At 41.2% G+C, this 20,416-nt stretch carries 19 protein-coding genes; 14 read left to right on the top strand and 5 right to left on the bottom strand.

Annotated elements, in window-relative coordinates; genetic code table 11:
• Nucleotides 1-80 precede the first annotated feature (80 nt).
• Nucleotides 81-986, top strand: coding sequence for a DUF350 domain-containing protein (locus ACMCM8_RS03925; RefSeq protein ID WP_412725673.1), 906 nt, complete (start codon nt 81-83; stop codon nt 984-986).
• A gap of 63 nt (nt 987-1,049) precedes the next feature.
• Here the strand turns inward: ACMCM8_RS03925 and ACMCM8_RS03930 are convergent, their stop codons facing one another.
• Nucleotides 1,050-1,418 (bottom strand): GIY-YIG nuclease family protein, encoded by a 369-nt coding sequence (locus ACMCM8_RS03930; RefSeq protein ID WP_412725675.1) that lies wholly within the window; start codon nt 1,416-1,418, stop codon nt 1,050-1,052.
• 2 nt (nt 1,419-1,420) lie between these two features.
• Here ACMCM8_RS03930 and hldE point away from each other — a divergent pair, with 2 nt between their 5' ends.
• Both hldE and ACMCM8_RS03940 read left to right on the top strand, forming a co-directional pair.
• Entirely contained in the window at nt 1,421-2,857 is a 1,437-nt protein-coding gene (gene hldE / locus ACMCM8_RS03935) for a bifunctional D-glycero-beta-D-manno-heptose-7-phosphate kinase/D-glycero-beta-D-manno-heptose 1-phosphate adenylyltransferase HldE (RefSeq protein WP_412727610.1), read from the top strand.
• Nucleotides 2,858-2,949: 92 nt separating this feature from the next.
• Complete coding sequence (locus ACMCM8_RS03940; RefSeq protein ID WP_412725677.1) at nt 2,950-4,035, top strand: XrtA/PEP-CTERM system-associated ATPase; 1,086 nt, start codon at nt 2,950-2,952, stop codon at nt 4,033-4,035.
• A gap of 23 nt (nt 4,036-4,058) precedes the next feature.
• On the opposite strand, the gene ACMCM8_RS03945 is transcribed toward ACMCM8_RS03940, so the two are convergent.
• The 4 genes from ACMCM8_RS03945 to ACMCM8_RS03960 are packed head-to-tail and all read right to left on the bottom strand — an operon-like array spanning nt 4,059 to nt 8,821.
• Nucleotides 4,059-5,732 (bottom strand): TIGR03016 family PEP-CTERM system-associated outer membrane protein, encoded by a 1,674-nt coding sequence (locus ACMCM8_RS03945; RefSeq protein WP_412725679.1) that lies wholly within the window; start codon nt 5,730-5,732, stop codon nt 4,059-4,061.
• Nucleotides 5,701-6,603, bottom strand: a complete 903-nt coding sequence (locus ACMCM8_RS03950) for an XrtA-associated tyrosine autokinase (RefSeq protein ID WP_412725681.1) — start codon at nt 6,601-6,603, stop codon at nt 5,701-5,703. Before ACMCM8_RS03950 ends, ACMCM8_RS03945 begins: the two co-directional genes overlap by 32 nt.
• Nucleotides 6,600-8,171: an XrtA system polysaccharide chain length determinant gene (locus tag ACMCM8_RS03955; protein ID WP_412725683.1), complete on the bottom strand. Its 1,572-nt coding sequence runs from the start codon at nt 8,169-8,171 to the stop codon at nt 6,600-6,602. Before ACMCM8_RS03955 ends, ACMCM8_RS03950 begins: the two co-directional genes overlap by 4 nt.
• Before the next feature lie 32 nt (nt 8,172-8,203).
• Complete coding sequence (locus ACMCM8_RS03960; RefSeq protein ID WP_412725685.1) at nt 8,204-8,821, bottom strand: XrtA/PEP-CTERM system exopolysaccharide export protein; 618 nt, start codon at nt 8,819-8,821, stop codon at nt 8,204-8,206.
• A gap of 141 nt (nt 8,822-8,962) precedes the next feature.
• Between ACMCM8_RS03960 and ACMCM8_RS03965 the strand changes: the two genes are divergently transcribed.
• The 11 genes from ACMCM8_RS03965 (at nt 8,963) to ACMCM8_RS04015 (ending at nt 20,415) form a co-directional block, all read left to right on the top strand.
• Complete coding sequence (locus ACMCM8_RS03965; RefSeq protein WP_412725687.1) at nt 8,963-10,375, top strand: TIGR03013 family XrtA/PEP-CTERM system glycosyltransferase; 1,413 nt, start codon at nt 8,963-8,965, stop codon at nt 10,373-10,375.
• A 5-nt stretch (nt 10,376-10,380) separates the two neighbouring features.
• Complete coding sequence (locus ACMCM8_RS03970) at nt 10,381-11,232, top strand: XrtA system polysaccharide deacetylase (RefSeq protein ID WP_412725689.1); 852 nt, start codon at nt 10,381-10,383, stop codon at nt 11,230-11,232.
• An 8-nt stretch (nt 11,233-11,240) separates the two neighbouring features.
• Complete coding sequence (gene xrtA, locus ACMCM8_RS03975) at nt 11,241-12,680, top strand: exosortase A (protein ID WP_412725691.1); 1,440 nt, start codon at nt 11,241-11,243, stop codon at nt 12,678-12,680.
• A 154-nt stretch (nt 12,681-12,834) separates the two neighbouring features.
• A complete protein-coding gene (locus ACMCM8_RS03980; protein WP_412725693.1) occupies nt 12,835-13,584 on the top strand; it encodes a glycosyltransferase domain-containing protein in 750 nt (249 codons plus the stop codon).
• Entirely contained in the window at nt 13,581-14,459 is an 879-nt protein-coding gene (locus ACMCM8_RS03985) for a hypothetical protein (RefSeq protein ID WP_412725695.1), read from the top strand. The genes ACMCM8_RS03980 and ACMCM8_RS03985 overlap by 4 nt, the downstream gene beginning before the upstream one ends.
• Before the next feature lie 4 nt (nt 14,460-14,463).
• A complete protein-coding gene (locus tag ACMCM8_RS03990) occupies nt 14,464-15,498 on the top strand; it encodes a hypothetical protein (protein ID WP_412725697.1) in 1,035 nt (344 codons plus the stop codon).
• Entirely contained in the window at nt 15,495-16,946 is a 1,452-nt protein-coding gene (locus tag ACMCM8_RS03995) for an oligosaccharide flippase family protein (RefSeq protein ID WP_412725699.1), read from the top strand. The genes ACMCM8_RS03990 and ACMCM8_RS03995 overlap by 4 nt, the downstream gene beginning before the upstream one ends.
• The gene (locus ACMCM8_RS04000) at nt 16,934-17,728 is read left to right on the top strand and encodes a hypothetical protein (RefSeq protein WP_412725701.1); all 795 of its coding nucleotides are present in this window, start codon (nt 16,934-16,936) and stop codon (nt 17,726-17,728) included. The genes ACMCM8_RS03995 and ACMCM8_RS04000 overlap by 13 nt, the downstream gene beginning before the upstream one ends.
• A gap of 17 nt (nt 17,729-17,745) precedes the next feature.
• Nucleotides 17,746-18,615 carry a sulfotransferase family protein gene (locus tag ACMCM8_RS04005; RefSeq protein ID WP_412725703.1) on the top strand — a complete coding sequence of 290 codons (870 nt, stop codon included), beginning with the start codon at nt 17,746-17,748 and terminating at the stop codon, nt 18,613-18,615.
• Nucleotides 18,612-19,301: a GDSL-type esterase/lipase family protein gene (locus ACMCM8_RS04010; RefSeq protein WP_412725705.1), complete on the top strand. Its 690-nt coding sequence runs from the start codon at nt 18,612-18,614 to the stop codon at nt 19,299-19,301. The genes ACMCM8_RS04005 and ACMCM8_RS04010 overlap by 4 nt, the downstream gene beginning before the upstream one ends.
• Before the next feature lie 4 nt (nt 19,302-19,305).
• Nucleotides 19,306-20,415 (top strand): acyltransferase family protein, encoded by a 1,110-nt coding sequence (locus ACMCM8_RS04015; protein ID WP_412725707.1) that lies wholly within the window; start codon nt 19,306-19,308, stop codon nt 20,413-20,415.
• Nucleotide 20,416 lies beyond the last annotated feature (1 nt).

Raw genomic sequence — 20,416 nt, forward strand, 5'->3', positions numbered from 1 at the left:
ACAAAAGACGGCATAATTGTAGCGGGTGAAGTTGAGCTTGTTGAGTCGTAAAACCCTCTGGGTTTAGGAGCAAATAGAACGTGGAAGCTTTAGTAAAACTCGTCCCTTTGTCGCAAGAGTTACTTATTTATCTGGCGATGGACGTGGGGATAGCATTGGTATTACTCATGCTGATGAAATGGCTGACTGGCGCCTCTCGCGAGTATTCAGTAACGGAAGAGTTAGGGGTCAAGGATAACTTTGCATTTGGAATCAGTATTGCAGGTGGCATGTTATCACTGTGTATTGTACTGAGTTCGGTTGTCGGTAGGCATGTGGGATTGGGTTATCAAGAAGCAGCCCTAGGCATGGTGATATTTGGTGTAGTAGGCATCATGCTTGTTAAGTTTGGGCGCTATGCACATGACAAATTAGTACTGAATAAAGTCGACACCCATGAAATGATTGCCCAACGCAGTGTAAGCGTTGCACTAGTGGATGCTGCCAGTTTAGTGGCCAGTGCCATTGTGTTGCGCAATATTACGATTTGGGTAGACGGCAGTGATATGAATGCCTTGATTGCCATTGTTACGGGTTTCTCCGTAGTTCTTATTATGCTGTTAGTGATGACGCGAATATTTGAATTTAGGTATGCAAAAGATAACCAGAACGACTCATTTCAAGGCGCGCTGGAAAAAGGACAACTCGCTCTTGCCATTGAGCATACAGGCAACTTATTAGGCACAGCCATGATAGTGTCAGCCGCTAAAAATCTACTCATTTATAACCCTTCGGGTTACGTCAGTAATGTCACTGGGTGGTTGATCGTCAGTGTGGGTCTGGCTCTTGCCCTTCACTTATTGGTGTTAATAAGCAAAAACATTATTTTGTTTGGTATGGATTTCAGACAGGAAGTGGATCAGCAGCACAATGTAGGTGTGGCGGCAGTGGGATTTACTTTAAGTATCGGTAACGCCATGATAATCAATGCAGTACTGGGGGGCTAGTGAGCGCAGGCTAGAATTCCAGTGCCAAAATAGACAGGTTATGGGTGTAACGTAGGGTAAACGCTAAACAAAGTTAACTTTGACACAGGTTAATGCGTCTAGTTTACCCGCTGTAATAATCGATTCTTTTTGTGTACGGTTGAGTTGTTTAACCTGATATTCTAAGCGTGCTGCATGAGACTTGTTGTCTACTTCAAAGATAGCGCGAAAGCAAAGCGGAGCCTTTCCCTTTAACGCTTTTGCGCCACCTTTTATTTCCCCCCTGTGCTGGGCAATTCGCCTTAAAGGGTCGGTGGTTATTCCCGTATAAATATGCCCGAGTTTATTTTCGATTAAGTAAAGATACCAAGGGCTATTTGTTGTTGTAAGGTGGGTATTGCCTGACATGGCTGGTATACTCTTGGCCAATGTATTTACTATCTTAAAAGTCATTTATTCGCATGATATTACCAGATTTTAGCAAAGCAAAAGTGCTTATTGTTGGCGACCTGATGTTAGACAGGTATTGGACTGGCGGTACTGGCCGTATTTCCCCAGAGGCACCAGTACCTGTGGTTAATGTCAACAATACCGAAGACAGACCGGGTGGCGCCGCCAATGTCGCTGTGAATGTGGCGACCTTGGGCGCAAAGGTGACATTACTGGGAATGTGTGGTGATGATGAAAATGCACGTATTTTGCGCCAGCGATTAGAAACTTACGAGATAGACTGTCAGTTTTTTAATGTAGCGGGGTTTGACACTATCACTAAGCTCAGAGTGATGAGTCGCAATCAACAATTATTGCGTTTAGACTTCGAAAAAAGCTTTGCCGCTACCGATAAAGGTGCATTAGAACAAGCCTATGACACGGCTTTAGATAATGTGGATATTGTTATTTTAAGTGATTACGCCAAGGGGTGTTTGAGCCAGCCTGAATCACTTATTACCCGTGCTCGTGCTAAAGGCAAGCGGGTTATCGTCGATCCGAAAGGCAGTGATTTTAGTAAATACGCTGGTGCGACACTTGTTACCCCCAACATGGATGAGTTGCAGGGCGTAGTAGGGCATATCGATACGGAATCTCAATTAGTTGAGAAAGCGGCTTCTTTACAAAAAAGTCTGTCACTTGATGCATTACTGGTGACACGTTCAGAAGAAGGCATGACGTTATTTGAAGGGGAAGAAACGGAATTTCATCTACCAGCTAAAGCAAAAGAAGTCTATGACGTGACAGGGGCTGGCGACACAGTGGTTTCAACGTTAGCTGTTGCGCTGGCGAGTAATTTACCTCTACAGGCCGCGTGTGTACTTGCTAATTTAGCCGCAAGTGTCGTGGTGGGTAAATTAGGGACATCTACGGTATCCACTACCGAGTTAGCATTGGCACTGGGGGAACAGTCAGTTCACCTTGATGGTGGGGTAATGACCGAAGATCAATTGGCAATTGCGATTAGTGCCGCAAAAGCGCGTAACGAAAAGGTCGTTATGACCAATGGGTGTTTTGATATATTGCACGCAGGCCATGTGTCATACCTAGAAGAAGCCGCACAGCTCGGTGATAGACTCATCGTCGCCGTTAATACTGACGCGTCGGTAACCAAACTCAAAGGACCCGGGCGTCCGGTTAATAATGTCAATCGCCGTATGGCGGTGTTGGCAGGGTTAAGTGCAGTGGATTGGGTTGTACCTTTCGAGGAAGATACGCCGCAGCGATTAATTGCACGATTGTTACCCGATGTGCTAGTGAAAGGTGGCGACTATAAAGTAGAAGATATTGCTGGTGGTAAGGAAGTGATAGAAAACGGCGGCCAGGTGAAAGTACTGCGCTTTGAAGAAGGGGTTTCAACGACGGGTATTATTGAGCGTATTACGCAAAATAAACTGTGTTGAGATAAAAAATAGTCTTCAATTCGGCCTGTGTTTTATTGCTGAAAAGAAATTCAGCAACTTACTTGAATAAGAAAAATATTACGGAAATTGACATGTACGAGAGTTATTACGGACTTAACACTAAACCGTTTCAGTTAACCCCGGATCCCGCTTTTTTCTTTGCCAGTAAGTGGCACAAAAGAGCCATATCTTATTTGCAGTACGGCCTTTCGCAAGCAGAAGGGTTTATTGTGATCACAGGGGGGATTGGGACGGGTAAGACCACCGTTGCGAACAGCCTATTTGCAGATATTGAAGATGACATCTTCGCTGCACAAATCGTTACCCCTAAACTTTCCCCTGACGAACTGGTAAAAATGGTTGCGGCAAAGTTTGGTGTTTCAACAGAAGGCCGTTCCAAAGCTGATATCTTAAAAGCCTTGGAACAAAGCCTCTTGTCACTAAGTCGCTCAGGGAGAAGAGCATTGTTGTTAGTGGATGAAGCACAAAATTTACCTTTGGAAAGTATTGAAGAGCTTCGCATGTTAAGTAACTTTCAATTGAACGGAAAACCGTTGATCCAAAGTTTTTTACTGGGACAAGAAGAGCTTCAACCTATCCTCAAAGCGCCGAACATGGAACAGTTCAGACAGCGAATTGTGGCATCTTGTCACCTTGCGCCTTTAACGCTAGAAGAATGTAAAGAGTATATTGGCTATCGCTTAACTCATGCCGGGTACACGGGGTCGGGGCTATTTGAAGATGATGTCTATGAACCTATTCATGCCTTTACGCGTGGGATCCCTCGCAAAATAAATACGCTAATGGACAGGGTAATGTTGTATGGATTCTTGGAAGAGTTATCGACCTTTTCGGTTGCACACATTAAAGATGTTATCGAGGAAGTGAAAGGGGAGATGTTTGAACCTGATGTGGAGGTGGATACTGCTTCAGCGAACGAGGGACAAACTGAAAATAGCATTGCCATTATGACCCCTAAAGGCAATGTGATCCGCGATACGCAATACTACCTGGGAATGCTATCAGATCTTATTGATGCGTTGGATGATGCGATTTCTCACAAAGTGAAAATGACGCAGTACGTCGATAAGTTAATGAAGAAAAAGTTTAAAACCTATGTCAGGCTTAAAAGTGATGAACAGAAAAAGCCCGACGAGGAAACCCCCTCCAACGAATAGTCAATTAACAACGACGAAAAAGCTCAATTGAAGGTATAGGTGATACTGGCAGAAATACGACGGTCAGCAAAGTTGCTTCCTGGTCGTTCGTTACTGATATTTTCTCGTTGTTGGTGAAGGTATATGACGTCAAAGTCAGCTACCAATTGCTTACCCAGTTCCCTTGTTAGACCCAACGACGAATTCCAGTTTTGGCTTTCTATCCTACCTATGTCCACATTGCCTTGATCAATTATATCGGCATAGTTGATGGTGGCTTTTAAATTTGTGTAGCTGCCAATTTTGTAGGCGAGGTTGCTACTTAGAGATAAAGTTCTTCTCAATCTATCGTCATCAAGGTAGTCATCAAGTGAATAGCGTGAGGACACTGCTATCGTAAATCGTGAAAAACTATAGCCAGATTGGAAATTAGCACTTTTTCTGAGAATAATATTGTCGTCGAATTCTAAATTCTGGCTGGTAAATTGAACCAGTTGCTCATCTACGTCTGGGGTATAACTCAAGCTGTTGGGTTGATAACAATCGGCAATTGAGGTTGATGTCGCGGGGCATACAAATACACCTAAGTTTTCTGGATTTGCTAACAACCGAGACGTGTTGGTGACGTCTTCGTTGTAAGACAAGGCCAATCTTACGTTCTTCGTATTGTAATTAAGGTTGGCTTTGATTGCTTCACCATAAAAGCGCCTCCCATATGCGGCCGAAAATTGAGTTCGCGAACTTAACGCCCATCCTATTTCCACTCCAGCAAAGGATTCATCATCATCTTCGTCGAGGTCAGAGTAACTCTTATTCATGGTCAGTGCGATATAACGGTTTTCCGCCTGGCGATATAAAATACCGGCGCCTACGCTATTGTATTCTCTGACCAAACTGCCGGTGTCATTTCGCCCCGATATCTGATTGGCTTCATGTTGACCGGTAAGGCGAACCGCCCATTGCTCAAAGAGGTTAAAATCCACAAATCCGATACCATTTCGAGACTTAAAGCGCCCTGCATTATCAGTATTCTGTTGTGTGCTTTGATACGCGCCGGTAATTGACCACGTCACCCGACGCATGCGATCACCATTAAATACATTTCCGTTAAGTTCATAACTGTCGTTATCCAACGCGCGGTTACTTGAATCAGTTCGCTCAGAGGCCGTATCGGAATAGGAGGCAGTACCGTTAGCACGAACCCAGTTGCCTTTGTCTAAGTTTATTGTAGATGAGAAACGATTCGAACGCGTTTTGGCAAGATCGTTGGCGTTATTAAGATAATCGGTAACTAAAAAGTTACTCGTATTGGTATTTTGGTATTGAAGAGTGCCCTGAGCACTAAACGCAATCAAGTCATCGTAAGGCGTCCACAGCGCAGAATAACTGTATTCTCCATAATCTTGTTCAAATGTGATGTCTTGAGTGTCTCGTTGCAAGCGTGTGTATGTGCCTTTCCACAAGCCTCGAAATACTTTGGAGCGATAACCGAGATTAAGCGTTGGCTCTACGATAACAGAGGTCAGTGTACGCGTGTCTTCGTTTTGTCTTTTTAGATCTTGATATACTGTTTCGACAGATGTCACTGCACTCACGTCTAACTTGGCGTTAGCCTTAAAGCTTGCTAACACCAGAAGTAGAACAAGGGTTAACGTAGTTAGAGGCGAGTTGGTGTGAAGAGACCTGCTATTCGGATCGTTCTGAATAGTAGTAACCATAGTACCCGCTTCCGTCCGAGTCGTTATTTACAGACTTATTTACCACGAAACCGATTGCCATATCTGGATTGAGACGTTCGACAGACAGCTTGATATCGTTTAATTTTGCTTTGCCTTCTTCTACTACTACCACGGCTTGCCCGGCAAAGTTAGCTAAGATAGCACTTTCATTTATGCCAATAAGTGGTGGCGTATCAAATATTACCACTCGATCTGGATAGCGATTGGCGAATTCATCCACGGTCTCAAGCATTTTTTCACTGGCAAGTAGTTCGGTAGATAAATGGTGAGATCGTCCCGCGGGAATGATTTTGAGTTTGTCTATATTAGTGGAATATAACACTTCAGATATATCGTCTACTTCACCTACTAAGTATTCCATTAAGCCGTTTTTAGCAGGTAGCCCTAGTGTCTTTAGCACATTTGGTCTAAGTACATCAGCGTCCACCAGTAACACAGTTTTGTCTTGCTCAGATGCAATACTCAGCGCGAGATTGGTTGCTGTGAAGGTTTTGCCTTCTGACGGTCTGCTTGATGTGACCATGATAATATTCGGATTCTTTAGCGTTTTTGATAACGCACCAAACGCATTCGCGAGTAGTTTACGCTTAATCTCCCGGTATTCTTCGTTTATCTGTTTTCTGGTTCCATCAATAGAAACATGGCCATTTTCTACTAATCTAGCCAAATCTATTTTAAGTTTTTTAGACTCTGCGTTTCTTTTGCGTATTTGAGAATTCGTCAATTCAGAATCTGAATCTTCGGCAACATGATGACTTAGTTCGTCGCTAGGCACAGTAGATGCTTTCTGCTCTTTGTTACCCGCTGTACGTTTGCTTTTCAGAAGGGCTTTTTCTATTGTGTTCTTCACAGGATAGAGCCTCCAAATAAATCAATATTCATGATATCTGCTGCGACAAGAATGGCATAGGTCGCCACCAATGTGCCGGAAGACAAAAGAAAGATGATAAGTCTCATTCGATTTCTTTTCTTAATATTTTCAGAATTTAAGTGGGTAACTGTGCCCCAGATTGGATAATTTGATAAGCTCAATAATTGCTTAGGGCGAATTAGCACCGGTGACAATTGGCTTACCAAAAAAGCCATGCCGATACCGGAACCAAAGCCTAACACCAATACTGCTGTATAAAGGGTTAATCGGTTAGGTCCCGATGGACGCTTGGGAAGCAAAGGCGGCTCGATAATTCTAAATTGAAGGTCCTCAGATGACACATCCGCCCGCCTTGAGAGTTCTGCTGCTTCTTTTCTCGACAGCAATTCTTCATATTTTCGCTTAGTAATATCATAGTCGCGATTTAATGCGGTATCTTCTGCCTCTATTTGAGGGATAAGATCCACTTTAGATTCTAAGCGGGCAATTTTGTTTTTGATATCAATCTCTTTAACGTCTAATGCGGCGAGAAGACTCTGGTAGCGACTAACTTCAAGTTTAAGCTCGCGATTAAGATCGCTTAACGGTTGGTTTGAGTCGTCAGTAGATTCACTTAAAAAAGCATCGATTTCTTTTTCACGAGCATCTTCAAGCTTAGCCAAAAGGGCCTTTGTCTCAATCACGTCAGGGTGCTTTTCTGTAAAGCGCAATTGCAAGGAGTCGAGCTGATCTTCAAGAACGCGTATCCTGTCATCATAACGCGTGCGCAGCATGGGCTCATCTGCGCTGCTTACACCAAAGCTGTCTACCGACTTTCTGTTTGCAACTTGTTGAGCAATGGTCTCTATTTGCTGTTTTGTCTGTTTAATCTGTAATTGCGTTGCTTCCAATTCATCATATAGGCGTTGAATTTGGGCATAATAAGTTCCTGCTAAAGGCAGGATGTCGTTATACTGGCGTTTAAATTCCGCAACCCTTTGCTCAGCTTCTGACAAGCGGGACTCATACTCGGCAATTTGTTCGTTTAAAAACTTGCCGGCCGTATCTGTGTCCTTTCTGTTGTTCCCCAGTGCACCTTCAACAAACAAATCAAGGGTCTCTTTTACCACCCGCTGCGCCACCGCTGCATCTTGATTGCTATAGGAAATGTTGTAGATGTTATCTCTTCCTGTAGATTGCAGCTTAATATCTGAAGCGAGTGAGGTAACCAAGGACTCAAATTCTGCTTCTGTTTGTGTATTAAGATCGAGGTCGCTTTCTCTGGCAATAATTTCAACATTGCTTCTGCTGAGTAATGTCTTTGCCATCATTTGGATTTCTTGATCTGGATTAGTTTGAATCGCTAAGCCTCGCAGCAAAGGTTGCAGTACGGAGCGGGTATCAACGAAAACCTGTGCTTTAGAAGAGTATTGGTCAGGTAGTGTCGCAACATACACAAAGCCCACAGGGCAGATAAGCCAGGAAAACAGGATGACGTAACGCTTTTTGATCCAAATCCCTTTTATATAATCGAGAAGCTGGGTTAGCGTTTGTTGGAGGTCTTGCATTTATCGATACCTGTTACTACTGGAAGCCAAATTTAGAACCAAGCTTCTGGAATGATGATAATGTCGCCAGGCAGCATATCAACGTTTTTTCGGATGTCACCGTCTTTAATAAGATCGTCTATCTCCACTTCAAAACTTGTATATTTCCCATCGATTACTCTGACTAGTTTGGCGCTATTGCCATCGGCAAATTCCGTTAATCCACCCACTGCAATCATTAAATCTAGTAACGTCATATGCTCAGTGTAGTTCACTGCACTGGGATTTGTCGCTTCACCTATGACGCGTACTTGTTCACTTAAAGGACCTGAGAAGTTATTGACGCTAACCGTTACGCGAGGACTATTAATAAATACAGACAGGTGCTCTTCGATCTCTCTTGCCAACAGAGTGGGCGTTTTACCTGCCACATCAATGTCTTCGACTAGAGAAGTGGTGACCTTCCCATCAGGACGTACAATAAATTGACCGGAAATTTCAGGGTTTCGCCATACAAAAATAGTTAGCACATCGCCAGGGCCAATTAAATACTGGTAATTGTTAACATCAACTGTCAAAGACGCACGCGGTGTTGCTTGTGGAAGGGTAGGGACATTCGTACAACCAAACAAGGCGAGAAAAACAGCGTTCAATATTAATAGACGATACATATATCCATGTATTCCCATGAAATTAGACTATTTCTTTGTTGATTTACCTTAATCTGCATAGCACTATAATGTCATTAAGAACCATAGTCCATGGCAATTATCATTATATTATCTTCTAGATCCTGATTGCAGGGGAGCTGCGTGGCATTAAATAAGCATAAACAAAGTAAACGTTCTAACCTTTTAGTGATATCTGAGGCGTTGCTGACTGGTTATATGGCGTACATCAGTCAATTTTTACTCGTCCAGTTCAAGTTGACGCAGGGCGTTTCACTGGAAAAACTAATTGTTAACGCGGGTCTGTTCACCGTTATCGTACTAATATGCTCACTTTCAGTGGGGCTGTACGAAGCAAAATTAAGAGAAACGTTCAGAGGTATCATCCGGCGCATTATGGTCAGTGTTGGTTTGACTTATTGTTTAGTCGAATTGCTCAGCCGCATCTTTTTTGATGACCTCATTATGGAGTCTTACTTTTTGCCCACCGCAGCGTGTGCGACGGTAATTGCCTTAATTGTGTTTCGTTATTTTACCAACAGGTTGGGATTACTCGGCTTGGGTAAGGCACGTATTGTCATTTTGGGTGCAGGCGAGCGAGCGTCGATTATTGAGAAGCGCATGCGGCGGGATGTCGACAGAATTGGGTTTGACCTAGTGGGGTTTATTCCCATTCCCGGAGACAACCGCGAAGACGGAATCAGGAAGGAAAAAATTATTCACGTTAAAGTGGATAATCATTTCTTAAAATTCATTGAAGACAACGATATTGAAGAAATTGTGATTGCCTGTGACCAACGACGTGGCACGTTACCGGTTGAAGTGTTGTTTGAAAGCCGTCTTCGCGGCGTTGAGGTAACGGAACTGTTAGATTTTATGGAGCGAGAGACTGGCCAAATTGTGGTCAATCTCATGTATCCAAGTTGGGTTATCTACTCAAATGGTTTCCAAAGCCAAAACTATTTAAGGGATGCCATTGATTATTCGTTAAATGCTTTCTTAGCCAGTATTGTTTTCTTGTTAGTATGGCCAGTTATGTTGTTCACTGCGGTGGTGATCTATCTGGATGACGGCAGGCGCACCGGAGTATCCGTGTTCTACAAACAGGAACGGGTGGGACTCAACGGCAAGCTGTTTAAAATTATCAAGTTCAGAAGTATGCGGCCTGATGCAGAAGTCGACGGTGCTAAATGGGCGAGTAAAAACGATGACAGAGTGACGCGGATTGGCAAGTTTATTCGAAAATACCGAGTAGACGAACTGCCTCAGCTTATCAATATTTTTAAGGGTGAAATGGCGTTTATTGGACCAAGACCAGAACGGCCACAGTTCGTGGAGCAATTGGTTCGAGAAGTGCCTTACTACAATCAAAGGCACAACGTCAAACCAGGGTTAACGGGATGGGCGCAGCTAAATTATCCCTATGGTGCAAGTGTGGAAGATTCAATGGAAAAATTAAAGTTTGACCTGTATTACGTTAAACATCAGAGTTTTTTACTTGACTGCTTGATCCTTGTAAGGACCGTTGAAGTGATTTTATTTGGCAAAGGGCGATAACGGCAATGAAATTGGACAATCGCCTTAACGCGATGACAGTGGATGTTGAAGATTATTTTCAGGTGTCTGCGTTTGAGAATGTTATTGACAGAAATGACTGGGACTCGACCAAACTGCGGGTGGGTGACAACACTCACCGCCTGTTGGATCTGTTTGCTGAACACAATGTGAAGTCCACCTTTTTTACTCTGGGATGGGTCGCAAAGCGTTGTCCTGATGTGATCAGACGTATGGTGAGTGAGGGGCATGAGGTGGCAAGCCACGGCCTAGCACACCAACGTGCTACAACCATGACGCGTAAACAGTTGTATGACGATATCGCACAAAGTAAAGCGATTTTAGAAGATATCAGTGGTACGCAGGTAGTGGGGTATCGCGCGCCGAGTTTCTCCGTAAATGATTCCAATACATGGGTCTATGAAGTATTAAAAGAACAAGGCTTTATATATTCATCAAGTACCTACCCTATAGCACATGATTTGTACGGGGTTCCTGAGTGGCCACGGTTTAAGTATGAAAGACCGGAAGGTATTTTGGAAATTCCTATTCCGACGATACGAAGAAACAATGTTAATACCGGAATAGGTGGGGGGGGCTATTTTCGGTTGTACCCTTACCGCTTATCGAAGAAGCGTATTCAACGATATATGGAAGAAGAAAATGCGCCTTACAACTTTTATTTCCATCCTTGGGAAATTGACCCTGAACAGCCTCGTATCGAAGGAACTTCGTTGCGCTCTAGATTTCGACACTACGTTAATCTATCCCGTATGGAAGGTAAGATCGTCAAGCTGCTTAGAGACTTCGAGTGGCAGACAATGTGTCGCACTTATGACATTACCCCAGAGGATAAGTGAGGTAATACGTGGTTAAGCAGTACAATAGGCAGTATCTACTTCTTGGGATAACGTTTTTTCTTTGGCTACTTTTCTGTTGGCAAGGCATTGTCTCCGCAGCCCAGGTATGGTGGACAAACGATATTTTTAATCACGGTTTCCTCATCCTGCCAGCTTCTGTGTATTTGATTTATCTTAATTGCGAACGACTCATCGGTGCAGAAAAATATGTTTCAGTGCTCCCGCTGTTAGTTATTCTTCCAAGTTGCTTACTATATATCGTTGGTTTAGCAGGTGATATTCAACTTTTTATGCACGTAGCAACCTTCGTGCTTCTTCCTGCGCTTATATGGCTTAATATCGGTCATAAGGCCGCCAGAACGATTTTGTTTCCTTTGCTTTTCATGTTGTTTTGTATACCTGTGGGTGAACAACTTATTCCATATTTGCAGGAAATTGCAGCTGATGGCTCAGTTGCACTCTTGCGGATGACAGGAATACCGGTTTATCGAAATGGTTTGTATATCGATATTCCACAAGGTCGATTCTTTGTGGCTGAAGCCTGCTCAGGTGTAAGCTTCTTTATCGCAAGTATTGTAATTGGTTTTTTGTATACCTACTTAAATTTGAAGACGCGCAGTAAGCAAATCTTTTTTATTCTTCTTTCATTCTTATTCCCTGTTGCGGCCAATATTGTACGTGTATATGGCATTATAGTTATCGCGTATTACACAGATATGGAATACGCAGCTGGTGCGGATCACTTGATTTACGGCTGGTTCTTCTTTGCGTTTGTTATTGCTTGCTTATTAGGTATTGGAGAACTGCTTAGAGACAAGAATGAAGGCAATCCTAGTACTGAAGTGCTTTCTCATATTGGTAAATGGCAAACACATTCATTGAAAAATGCCTCTGTATTTATCGTATTTGTTGGCTTTATATCGTGGTCAACCATAATTCACTCAACCCTCAATAATCACGAGACACATGAGTTGCAACAAGGAATTGTTGGTTTGCAGCAATGTGTTCAAAATGACATCGATTTACACCCTATTTTCATCAATCCAGATAAAACTAGTAAGGCGATGTTTGAGGTGGAAGGCGTTTGTAGTGCAGTGCTATATGAAGCATGGTTTAGTGGTCAGGAAAACGAACTCATCACCGATTTGAACAAGCCTTACAAACAACAAAGGTGGTCGCTGTTAAATGGTGAGGTTCGCTATCTCCCCCTAGTTGGTAAGCAATTACAAGTACGCACCATTACTTCTCCACTAGGCAGTAAAGTGAATTATGCCAGTTGGTATGAAATAGATGACAGGATTTTTACCAGTAAAGTAGAAGCGAAACTCTACCAAACCTGGTTAGTACTTTTGGGCAAGCCGCCATCAGGAAAGTTAGTTATTCTTGGCGTCGACAAAACATCGTCTTTTTCTGAAGCGTTAGATGCTTTAGCCATACCTAGGGCGTAGATAGGCCATTAGTAGGGGTAGTGATGGCAACTGGGTCAATTAACTATCTGCGTCGATGTACACGTTACCCATAACGAAAAAATAAATTTAACAGTGAGCTAATCAATTTTGACACAGATATTTGTTCAGCGTTATCACACTTTACGAGGGTAAAATGAAGCGGTATGTAGTGTACTCAGTAATTACAGGTGCGTATGACGAAGTGTTGCCGCTGGGCACAGACGAGCGCGACGTAGACTATGTGTTGGTTGTTGATAATGATTTTAGCGGTGAGGTTCCTCTGGGCTGGAATTTGTTGAAGTTACCCAAATCCAGCCTGAATTATAAAGATTTAAATCGATACGTAAAAATGCATCCCCATTTCCTGTTTCCACAATACGATTGCAGCGTATATGTAGATGGAAATATTCAAGTAATATCATCTTTGAAAGATTTAATTGATGAGGCTTTAGATTCAAAGGACATCGCGTTGTACCAGCACTATCAACGCAATGATGTTTATTCTGAGGCTATCGAATGTCTCAAGCTTGGACTGGAATACTTCTGGAGGGTAATCCCCCAGATGAAAAAATATAAGGCGCAAGGCTTCAAAGGCGATTCATTGTATGAAGCAAGCGTTATTTTTCGCAAACACCATTCTCCTAGTTTAAAACAAGCAATGGAGCATTGGTGGAATGAATATTTGGGTAATGCAAAACGAGATCAACTTTCCTTAACATTCTGCCTTAGCTGTGCAGATGTCGTTGTGAATAGTTTAGGAACGAGTGATCCAAGAATAAACAAAAAGTATTTTGTAAAGAAAACGCATTTGGTTTATCGACCTGACAAATGGAGTGTTCGCTTAACTGCTAAGTTGAACAAATTATTTTTGTCAGTTTTTCCTCAGAAAAAATTATTGAAATGAAGCTAAATATAGTCGTTGTTTTATATAATAAAACAATAAATCAGTCTAAAACAATTAGTAGCTTATTAGATAATGTCGATTTGCTTTTAGACGCTGAAGTATCACTGGCAATTTGGAATAATGGGCCACACACTATTAAAGATGAAGTGGAACAATTCATTAGCTCACAACGTTTTAAGCGCTTGATAATCTGCGAAGATGTCACAAATAGTTCGCTGAGCATGGTATACAACGCGATGCTAGACCCCGATTGTACAAATATATTCTTTGATGATGATACCGTCATTACCGAAGATTATGTCTTTTCTATCAATGATTTTATGAAGAGTGAAAGAGACGTTTTTCTACCCAAAATTGAGTCGTTAAAACAGCAAAGATACCCAAAAGTAAATAAACGTACAGGTAATTACGATGGGGAGTTAGACGAGTTGTCTGTCGTGTCTATATTAAGCGGCCTATCAATTAAGAAAAAAACACTAAAGAGATTAAAAGATAAATTTGGCAATGTTTTTGATGAACGCTTCAATATCTATGGCGTTGATACAACGTTATTTTATAGGCTTAAGTCATTAAAATTTGACCGATATTATGTCGGTGGTACGTTACAACACGATCTATCCGGTATATCTGCTGGTGGTGCGGAAAATGTGTCAATATTTAGAGTAAAAGAGCGGCTTTGGGATTTTACGTTACAGACAATTTTGTACAGAAAATTGGGGGCGTTTTTGGGACTTATGAAGTTTATAAAAACTTACAAGTCCAGATTGAGTATTTTTTTTATTCTGGGGGTTTTTGTTAAAGCAATAGTTTACATGGGGCACCCGAATACAAAGAAAAAATCAGTGTCGCATATTCTGTTTTCTTCAAACGAGTGAAGTTTTGAACAGCATATACGTAGGGCCGACATCAGACAAACCAAGCTTCTCATGGGTTGCAAAAGACGTCTTCGATATTGTTGAAGAGGAGTTTAATATCGTTTATTTCAAGGCGTTTAATGAAATCCCAACAAGCTATGATGGTCTAGTTTTTATAATTAAAGAAATGCCTCCACTCTCTTTTTTTATTAAAAATTGGCGAAGCAAGAAAATTTACGTACCCGTTGATTTCTTTAAGTCAGAGACGCATTTGAAAAATACGTTAACTACGTTAAGCCTGTTTGACAGAATTGCAGTCCACAATGATCTTTTAAAGCATTATTTAAATGCTAACAAGGTATCGAATGTAGATCATTATGTTAAATATTTAGTCGATAGAAAGAATATACAGCCTAAGTATATGTGGATAGGGGTAGTGGATTATATCCCTGAACTTTTACTTAATCTCGACAGATACCCTGTTCTCTGGCAATTTCCACATGTGTTTTTGACAGACTTAGCTCATCTGAAGCATTCATTGAACTCTGTCCTTGCTAAGATGGCATCAACCCAACAGCAGTATGAAGTTAAGGTAAGTGAGGACAAGATTTTTATAGGTAAATTTTGTTTCCAACAGTGGACCGAATCTAGCCAGAAGGCAGCACTGGAAAGCGCCGAATTTGCAGTTGATTTTAAATCAGAGCACTTTTATCACTCAACTAAACCACCCACTAAAGTCCAAGTCTACTTAGCTAATGATGTCCCGGTTTTTGTTAATGACACGCATTACGCCATTGATTATCTTGGCAAGTTAAACATTGATTGCTTGACCATGTCTGACTTCTCTTACCCGCTTTCTCCTAAAGCGCTCAGGCGTCATTCAAGTACGGTGAGAGAATTGTGGAGTGTGGAAGCTATTGCGAAGCAATACATCAAGGTTGCGAAACTGACACTTACCCAAAAAAGGAAAAGTCTATCCAGCTATGCTTTCACCGTGTCGAGCTTGATGTTTAAAAAGCTGAAGAAATTAGTACAGTCAGGTTGGAATAAGTCACAGTGATATTTTTCGATATTGTCAAAAGTTCTGGAATTATCGCAAGCCTCAATCTTGTTAATCGCCTGCTTTCCGTCATCAGCTTGATCATTCTTGCGAGGTTGTTAGACCCTTATGATTTTGGTGTTGCAGCAATATTAACAGTCGTTCTGTTTATATTTGAAAAAATTGCCGCTACCGGTAGTCTGCAATATATTTTGCAGCTTGATAACGTTGATGATAATGATTTGAACTCAAGTTGGAGTTTAGACTTCTTAATTAAAGGGGTTATGTTTATTGTCTTGGTGGCATCTTCAGGCTTACTGGCCGAGTTCTATGATGATCCCAGCATTCGCCTCGCTTTTATTGTTGTTTCATTTAACCTCATTATTAAATCTCTCAACAACCCAGGAATTCATCTACAGAAGAAGAGTTTCAATTACAAACCAATATTTTATATCGGTCTAATTCAGAAGTTTTCGTCCATGATCGTTTGTATAGCGATTGCGTACTCCTATCAAAGTTATTGGGCACTTGTGATAGCAGACCTCCTATCAAATGTAATTATGATGGTAGGAACGTATTGTTTTTGCAGTTACCGCCCTAGGTTTAACTTCACGAATGTCGCAAAGCAGTGGACATTTTCAAAGTGGATTATGTTTAAAAGTATGGTGTCAGCAGTAAAAGGACAGGTTGACGCTATTTGGATTTCGAAATTGTTCCCTGTTGAGTCGTTAGGTTTTTTTCACGTCGCGAGAAACTTATCAATGATGGCTAGCCAGCAGGTGATAAATCCTGCAATGGAACCCTTGATAAGCGCTTTTTCAAAAGTCGGTCATGAACAAAAGCATGAGTTTTTCCAAAAGTTTTGTTTCACACTATTTCTTTTAGGGTTGATCATCATACCGATTTCTTTTGGTATCGCTTTGTTTTCTGTTCCTCTCGTTCAGTTAGTGCTAGGGGATGGCTGGGACACCACTGGTGAACTCATGCAGATTATGTCTATCTTTGTGTTTTCATTTTCGATGATGACATTCTTTACTAACATTCTTATATCTAAAGGCGTTTCTAAACCGATATTTATTATTGATTCTCTGAGTTTCTTCCTGACGGTCGTCACTTTTTTTATTTTATCCTTCAACCCCAACCTATATGATTTCGTACTAGCTCGTAGTGCAATCAGTTTTCTCACGCTGTGTCTGGCTATCGGGTTTACTTGTCACATTGCCAGTATCGAGTTTAAGTATATCTTTTTGTCGGTGTGTCCTCTTTTACTTTCAATATTGCTGGCAACGACGACGATGTTTTTTGTTGAACGTCATTTTTCATTACATGTGATATTTAATGTCGCCATTTTTATGGCGTGTTATTTTATATATCTCATTGTGTTGTATTTAACATTTTTCAACAGATTTCAGATTTTCAATAAGATATTTCAAAGGTTAGAGGTTTACTATTTAGCATGGAAAAATTAAAGCTCGGTATTGTTATACCTCTAAAATCCAAAGTTATATCTAAGCATTGGGCAGTGACCGTCAACTCGCTTATGGCTACTCTTAGTTCTGTTTATGCTCAAGATAACGCTCATTTTATGGTTGCGGTTGCTGGCCATGAAATCCCAGAAGATGTGCAACGGATTTTCCCAGAAACCAAGGTAGTGAAAGTTGACTTTTTGCCACCCGATAGACACTCCCCTGATTTTAACCACGGTAAGTTAATTCAAGATAAAAACTTGAAAATAGCTTCTGCTATGAGTGCACTGGCGAATTGTGGGATTACACATTGGTACGCATTAGACTCGGACGACTTGCTATCATCTGATTTTGTCTCGACCGTTCTTAAAGCTGTAGAAGGGAAGTCTGGCGCTGTGATTGAAGGGGGATATCTTCTTTATCACGATGTTAAAAGAGCGATAGCATGTCAGGAAATGAGCCAGCTTTGTGGGTCTACCTCGATATTGGCAGATGACCTTGTTAACATACCGACTGCACTGACGCCAGAATCCATAGGTGGGATTCCATGGAGTCGCTATCCGCATATGAATATACGCCATTTTTTTGATAATGAAGTCGAAAAAACGTATGCAGTGATTAAAAAGCCAATTCTGGGCTACGTGTTGGCTTCAGGAGATAATATAAGCGATAGATGGCGTGATAATTTCTGGAAGCGTATCAAGGCGAAAATGAAGCCTTATATGAAGGGTAAAAAGTATTCAGCTAACTTGATTGAATCCTTTTCAATCAATAAATCGAATTAATTTGAGGGAACGATAAAATGTTATCGCCTTTATTTATCATGGGAACTCAGCGTTCTGGGACAACACTGTTAACTAGAATACTTTCTGCGCACCCTGACATATTTATCCAAAATGAGCTGGATTTACCTAAAGTTTTTGAAGACTCTTCTTCCAATGATGCTGTCATAAAGGGAATTGAAAGGCAGATTTACATAGAGACTGGAGCAGACCTCAATAGTTTGGTTGGAGATAATACAATTTGGGGATTGAAAGACCCCCAGTTGACAGAATACATTGAAGTGCTACGCCATTTTTTACCTGAATCGAAATTTATTATTATAGTCCGTGATGGTCGAGGCGTAACAAACTCTTATATGGAAAATAAATGGGGGCTGGGTACCAACGCTTATTGCGGTGCACAGAGATGGAAACGCGAAGTTGAACAACAACTCGACTTTATGTCTGAGATGCCGGAAAACTTTTTATTTATACGCTATGAAGATATTGTCACAAACCTGAAATCTACACTGGAACAAGTGTGTGAGTTTCTACAGTGTTCACTTGCACCAGAAATGCTTGAATATGACAAACAGGCAAGTTATTACAACGTTCAGCGTGAAAATGTTCATACCTTTAAGCAACCGGATAAAGCATTGTCTGAAAAGTGGAAATCCAAGTTATCTCAATTTGAGATTAGTGTGGTTGAGTACGTTGCAGGGGACCTTTTAGAGAAACTTGGTTATACCAAAATTGGTAGTCCAATAACGCTGTCCAGACTCCAGTTGTTTTATTTTAAATGGCATCAGAAAATCGTTGGTGAAATTCAGATCCAATATCGCTGGAGACAAGCGGTATGGCGGGCACGTAAGCAACAAAAAGTACGCAAGGAACAATGGAACAAGCAATGAAGAATATCCTTATTGGAATATTATTCGTTGGGATTATTTGCCTTAGTTTCTTGTATCTTAAAGCAAGTAGGGCACCGTCACCTCAAAGCTACTTTGTACAGTCTACGCATGTTTTTTATAAGCGCGTAGACAGACAGTTATCACACCTATCTGCACTGTTTATTGGCGATAGTATGGTTCAAGGGTTGGCGGTATCGGAAATATCAAAAAATGCGATTAATTTTGGTATAGGAACCGACACGGTTAGCGGTGTACGGACTCGCTTAAGTGAATATGTCAGTGTCAATAAAGCTAATTGTCTGTTTGTACACGTTGGAATTAATGACCTTTTGAAAGGGCATTCCCTACAGTCAACGATTGCTGAATTCTCTCTGTTATTTGCATCACTTGCCCACCATCCCCTTGTGCTTGTCGGCGAAGTGTTGCCTGTAACCAATACTTCACCCAAATTAGCGAGCATTTTTAATGACATTTCGGCGTTTAACGCCATACTAGCAGCTGAAATTGAAAAACATGACAACGTGATATTGATACCACAACACGATGTATTTTTGGGAGAAGGAAACGAAATGTCTGACTTGTATCACAATGGTGATGGTTTGCATTTAAGTACTTCAGGCAATCTAGTGTGGATTAATCACTTAAAACAGCAACTCTTAAAATACCAATGTGAGATAGAGATGTAGTAACATGAGTAGCCAAAAGCACCATTTTGAACCCCTTACTTGGTTGAGGGGAATCGCTGCATTTTTAGTGGTCATTTCGCATAGCTTGAGAGCGACTCAAGATACCTATTTTGAAAAAGACGAACCGGTAAATTGGCTTGTATTGCGAATATTAGACTTAGGTACTTTTGGTGTTTTGCTATTTTTCACCTTGAGTGGAACTACACTTTATTTAAGTCATACTAAGCAATCTAACCAGCTGAATGTTATGTCCTTTTATATCAAGCGTTTTTTCAGGATCTGGCCGGCATTTGCTGTGTCGCTTATGGTTTATTTCGCTTTTTCGTTTGTGTTCAGAAGCCTTTATGGGGAACCATCAGGACATTGGATTGAGCGACAATTCTTACAGCTTCCAAGTGCGGTGGATTTTTTTGCATACCTCACGCTGAGTTTTAATATTTCCGGACAGCTTGGTCTTTTTAATAATGCTTACTGGAGTTTACCTGTTGAGTTTCAGTATTACTTGCTATTTCCAATCATTATTTTGTTACTCCCTGTATTAAAATCACTATCGCCCATTTTAATGGGGATTGCCCTGTATTTAGCTTTTAAGTTGGATTTGGGGTTACTCAGTGATAGTCGAATGTTGATGCTCGGTTTTACGTTCTGCGGGGGCGTATTTTTAGGGTATATATACAGGGCGTATGTGTTTCACCTGAATCAGTACATTGGCACCTTCATATTCATCTTTCTGTTGTCGTGTGCTTCAATAGTGACTAATCAATTTGTGAATATTCCCAATGTACCTGTGCTTTCGAATACGTGGATCATGCTTGGGTTAATAGCGTTAGCCGTTGTGGCAGTTATCCTTTTTTCTGAGATAAAACTACCAAAATTTATTACAAATCAGTTTTTTAAACTTGGCGAGTTTTCATATAGTTTTTATCTATATCACAATTTATTCATTGGATGTGCAGTACTGTTTCTTATCCAATTTAATATAGTTGACGCTGCGCTTCGCTATTTGGTGGTGATAATGATTGGTGGTGTCCTGAGTTTGTATGTTGCGTATAAGTCTTACCTACATGTTGAACTTCCTTTTATGAAGATTGGTAGCAAAATCGCGAATAGATGAA

The organism is Alteromonas sp. D210916BOD_24, assembly GCF_047159385.1.
In the GTDB taxonomy this organism is placed as follows: domain Bacteria; phylum Pseudomonadota; class Gammaproteobacteria; order Enterobacterales; family Alteromonadaceae; genus Alteromonas.